Annotated in this window: 3 protein-coding genes; 1 reads left to right on the top strand and 2 read right to left on the bottom strand. The window is 56.9% G+C overall.

The annotated features are described in order from the left end of the window. The first annotated feature begins 161 nt into the window (after nt 1-161). Complete coding sequence (locus PPP56_RS11460; protein ID WP_353564181.1) at nt 162-2924, top strand: TonB-dependent receptor plug domain-containing protein; 2763 nt, start codon at nt 162-164, stop codon at nt 2922-2924. Nucleotides 2925-3138: 214 nt separating this feature from the next. Here PPP56_RS11460 and PPP56_RS11455 read toward each other — a convergent pair whose 3' ends face one another. Together PPP56_RS11455 and PPP56_RS11450 are read right to left on the bottom strand one after the other, a co-directional pair. Next, nucleotides 3139-3828, bottom strand: coding sequence for a hypothetical protein (locus PPP56_RS11455; protein ID WP_353564180.1), 690 nt, complete (start codon nt 3826-3828; stop codon nt 3139-3141). Beyond that, on the bottom strand, nt 3825-4334 hold the full coding sequence (locus tag PPP56_RS11450; protein WP_353564179.1) for a hypothetical protein: 510 nt from the start codon (nt 4332-4334) through the stop codon (nt 3825-3827). The genes PPP56_RS11455 and PPP56_RS11450 overlap by 4 nt, the downstream gene beginning before the upstream one ends. Nucleotides 4335-4607: the final 273 nt, after the last annotated feature.

The following is a 4607-nucleotide window of genomic DNA, read 5'->3' as shown; positions in this document are numbered from 1 at the left end:
GGCCCGTAGCCCCGGCTACGAACCTCTATCGTGGTTCAATTTTCGCCGCAGCGGCGCTCGCTCTCGCCCGCAAACCAAAACCCAAACAGGTTCTTGTATTCGTGTGGCGCCTGCAAGTGTGCATTCACTACAGCATTTTTTGTCGTCACTTTCTCTCCCGTATGAACCATTGGTACGCTTCATTGAGCATTGGACTGCTTTTCAGCATTCTGCTCATTGCTCAAACAGCAACGGCCCAACAAGCTTCGAACTCTTCTTCTGCTTCTTCAGTAGCCGACGCATCTAATGCAAAGTCTCAATCTGGGCAATGGGGATACGCGGCGGCTTCCGTTGATAGCACAGACATGACCCCCATTGCGTTTTCGGTCAACCGCGCGCTGCAAGGCAACGTCGCCGGAGCCTACGTTACGCAGAACTCCGGTAATCCGGCAGGCGGAATGTCGATGCAGTTGCGCGGCCCCAGTACGATCCTCGGAGACACCACCCCGCTCTATGTGCTGGACGGCATTCCCATAAGCAACGCCTCGCGCGAGCTCATTGACCTGGGCGGCGGGAGCCAGAATCGCCTCATCGATCTGGCGCTGCATGACATTGAGCGCATCGACGTTGTGCGAGGGGCGGCAGGGGCTGTCCGGTACGGACCGCGCGCCAACAACGGTGTCGTGGAGATCTTCACCAAACAGGGCACCTCCGGCACGCCTCGGGTCACGTTTTCCACGCGCGCCCAGACCGAGTCGGTGCGCAGCACGCTGGACGTCAACATGGCCCAGAACGCACAAGGCCAGTATCTGGATAACGATGGTAACCCACTCCCCGAGGGCGAACGCCGCTGGGACTGGCAAGACTTTATCTTTGACCGGGCCTATGGCACCGAGCAGGCGCTGTCCATATCAGGCGGATTTGGCGACACCCGCTACCGCGCCTCAGGCTCCCATTTTTCCAACCAGGGGATTATCGAGGGCAACCACTTCCGCCGCATCAACGGGCGCTTACGGATCGACCAGCAACTGACCGACTGGGCTGCGCTTACGGGAAGCGCCACCTACGCAAGCAGCAACACGCAAGACATCCCCAACGGCGGACTCAACCAGCCATATGGTGCGCTGACCGGGTTTGTCGCTGGCCCAAACACCTTTGACCCGCGCCCCAACGTCGATGGATCGTTTCCTAACCAGGGTCCCCGGCTGAACCCGTTGGAGGTCATGGAGCGCTTCGACTTTACACAGGAGACCGATCGATTTATCGGAAGCGCCGCCCTGAATCTTCGTCCAACGGAAAATCTAACTGTCGACTACGTGCTGGGACTGGATACGTATACACAGGATGCAACTGCAATCATACCCTCTGGCACCATCCTATTTCAGCCCCCCAACGCTCCCGCCGATACTCTTCAGCGATCTGAACGCGGCGGCACCTACACCCAGCAGCTCATCAGTAGCACACTGGATGTTAGTTATAGCACTGACCTTTCGAGTACGCTGCGCTCCACAACACTGATAGGCGGCAGCGTGCAGTTCGAAACCAGTACGACGGAGACAGAGGGCGGGGTGGGAACGCCCGAGGATTTCTTCTCGTCTCCGCGTAGGTCCGATACCGATTACGATGTGTACAGTGGATTCGTGCAAGAGACGCTGACCTGGAAGGACCGCCTCGTTGTTACGGGCGGCTTGCAGGTTGCTACGTATCCTTCGTTTGAAGACAACGGGGCTTCGTTTTACCCGAGTGCACGCCTTGCTCACAGGCTTTCTGAGCTGCAGTTCTGGAGCGGAGCGGGGCTCAATCGCCTGTTTCCGCGCTTTACGCTTCGGAGTGCACTCAGCTTTTCGGGCGGCCCGGCGTCCGTCGTTCCCTTTTACCGTGCCGTGCCTGAAGGCGTGACACCTGAGCGGCAGCGCGAGGTGGAGATCGGTGCAGATGCGCACCTCTTTACCGACCGCGTGGCCGTGGAAGCCACCTACTACAGGCAGCGTACCAGCGACCTGGTTGTGGGCGAGTCGAGCACGAGGCCAGGATTAGACCCGACTCCTTCCGGATCATCAACCGGATTCGGGTTCGATTCTGGCTTTTCGCCCTTCACCAACGCAGGCACACTCATCAATCGCGGCATCGAGCTGTCGGTGCAAGCGCAGGTCGTGGATCGAGCGCGTACGAACTGGACGACCACCATAAACTTCAGCCGCAACCGTAACGAGGTCCGTGATCTGGCGGAAGACAGAATCTACTTTCCCAGATCGTTTGAACAGTCGGTAGTGATAGATGGAGAAGCATTGGGCGTATTTTACGGAGCCACATTTCGCCGCGATGCGGAAGGCAATGTTCTTGATGTTGCAGGCAATGTCCTCGTCGAAGACGACGGCGTCTGGCGGCTACGCGACCCCTCGGCCCCTGAAGAACAAGGACGCGGAGTGCCTTCTTCATCCGCTTTCGAGGTCATCGGCGACCCCAATCCTGACTTTGTCGCGTCGTGGATCAACGAGGTCGGCATCCGCAATTTCGATCTTCGCATGCAGTGGGATGCAGTTGTGGGTCACGATGTCAGTAACTTCACACAACGTTTAGGCATCAGAAGTTTAGGCACTGGTATTATAAGTGGAACATCCCCAATCTACGAACGCGTCCTGGAAGAGGAGTTGCCTATGGGCTATGTGGTTAGTGCGCCTCTCATAGACGAACACTGGATCGAAGACGGCTCCTTTCTGAAGCTGCGCGAAGTCAGCGCCGCATACACGCTGCGTCCGGCGGCGGCACGGATTGAACGCGTGCGCCTGACCCTTGCCGCGCGTAACGTGCTCTCCATCGACGGGTACAGCGGGTACGACCCGGAGATCAATGTAGCCGGACAACGCACGGGCGTCCGCGGACTGGACTTTGCCGAGGTCCCCATTCCTCGCACGTTCTCACTGGGGATTACAGCCGTGTTTTGATGCATTGAAGGGATACGCGGGCGAAGTCCCCTGACGACTACCCCGTCGCATCTCTCCTGAAGGTCTGCCAACGCCAGAAGGGCTGCTTCGCGTAGAGGCAGCCCTTCATCGTTTGCTGGATATCACGAATCTGCAGAGCGCTCTTTTTGCATGCGTTTCGCCAAGACAAATGTTTTCAATATGTCGTTGATGCGGCTCTGGTAGCCAACTTAATTTATGCCTCGCACATTTGACTGATTCTCCTCTCAACGATCTGCGCACGCTCGTTACTCACGCCAGGGTATGGCAAGTGTCCGGGAAGGGCATATGTGAAATCAGAGATGCCGAGCCACGACTTGAACGTATTGCGTAGGAAGGTCTGCACGTCAGGTGCGGCCTGTCTTACTTCATTAACTAACTCGGGACGCCCATCAATGATCGCGATGATGTCTTCCAGGTCATGGCTCGCATAGTAGTCTTCATTGCCGCGTTGTTTGAACGCTTCAATCTTGGTCGCAATGAGAATGGGGGCTGTGGGCAAAGGCACCGATTCAGAGTCCGTGATCGCATAATCAATGGAAGACTTAAGCGCCTCAGGATACCACTGGTTTGAAAACCCCAGCACCGCTTCGTCCATCGGCATGATGTCAACAGCACAGCCATCAAGCCTCCATCGGCACATCGGCCCCTCTATGTCGTGCTGAAACCCCTGAGAACGCAGCTGTTCTTCGGTAGTGTGATACGAATGACGGGAGGCAACACGTACCACGGCATCAATGTCGTCTGTAGGCCGAATGCGAAACGCCCCTTGATCTGTTATCAGCAGAGGAGCAACCGCTCCGCCTACAAACACGTGATGAAGGTTGATCTCCTTGAGTGCATGAGATACCCGCACGATCTCACTCTGGAAAGGGATGGGCGTCATAGACGTACACCGAAACGGTCACTGAGTAGCTTGGCAGCTCGGTTCCGTTCACGGGCCCGTCCGATCCGCAATGCGTCCACGAGTGCCAAGAGTTCATGCAGGGCTGGGTCCTGCCGCACCGCCTCTGGCACAGAAGGGTGGAGCGGCTCCAGCGCATATCCGCGCGTATCTCCCTCCGCTGTGGGCCAGACCGGCGGGAGATCTGAACTACGAATTTCTTCGATCAGGGGTGAGGTGCCATGTGCTGTTGGAATACCGCGCGTCACAGCCCCCATAGTGTCGGGATACACGTAACGCACCCCGTGCACCAGCATCTCGTTCAGATTCCGAAAAACAGGACGCCGGTCTTGCTTGTGGTACAAATGCGAGTCGGCTGCTTGCTGTAGCGCGCTGTGTACGCTCGACACACTCATCCCCAATGAGGAAGCAAGCTCCCGGTACGTCCAGGGCTGGCCGTTAAGCGCAACCAGCTTCAGGAGAACGACAAGATCTTTTGCTTTAAGCATCGGCGTTCGGTGTTCGCGAACAGAGAACACACAGATAAACTCTTCGTGTTGCTATTTGGTTCTCACTCAAACAAAATGAGGGCACGTCCACCACACGCATCCGATGGACGAACAGAGCGCTTCACAACTCGAATCCGCCATCAGGGCGATAAGAGATGTCCCCCCTGCGCACTCTGAAACCAGTCGGCATCCAGGGTATGCGCGTCAGGGTCAGAAGCGATGTTCTGCTGAAATAATTCGATAGCGATTGTTGCGTCGTGTGATATGCAACCA

It is taken from the genome of Longimonas sp. (assembly GCF_040409695.1).
Classification (GTDB): domain Bacteria; phylum Bacteroidota; class Rhodothermia; order Rhodothermales; family Salinibacteraceae; genus Longimonas.
The sequence above is the reverse complement of the archived record's forward strand: the minus strand, read 5'-3'. Positions and strand labels throughout refer to the sequence as shown.

Coding starts and splice junctions, on each gene's coding strand:
- PPP56_RS11450 (WP_353564179.1), bottom strand. CDS start 4,334: ATGCTTAAAGCAAAAGATCTTGTCGTTCTCCTGAAGCTGGTTGCGCTT.
- PPP56_RS11455 (WP_353564180.1), bottom strand. CDS start 3,828: ATGACGCCCATCCCTTTCCAGAGTGAGATCGTGCGGGTATCTCATGCA.
- PPP56_RS11460 (WP_353564181.1), top strand. CDS start 162: ATGAACCATTGGTACGCTTCATTGAGCATTGGACTGCTTTTCAGCATT.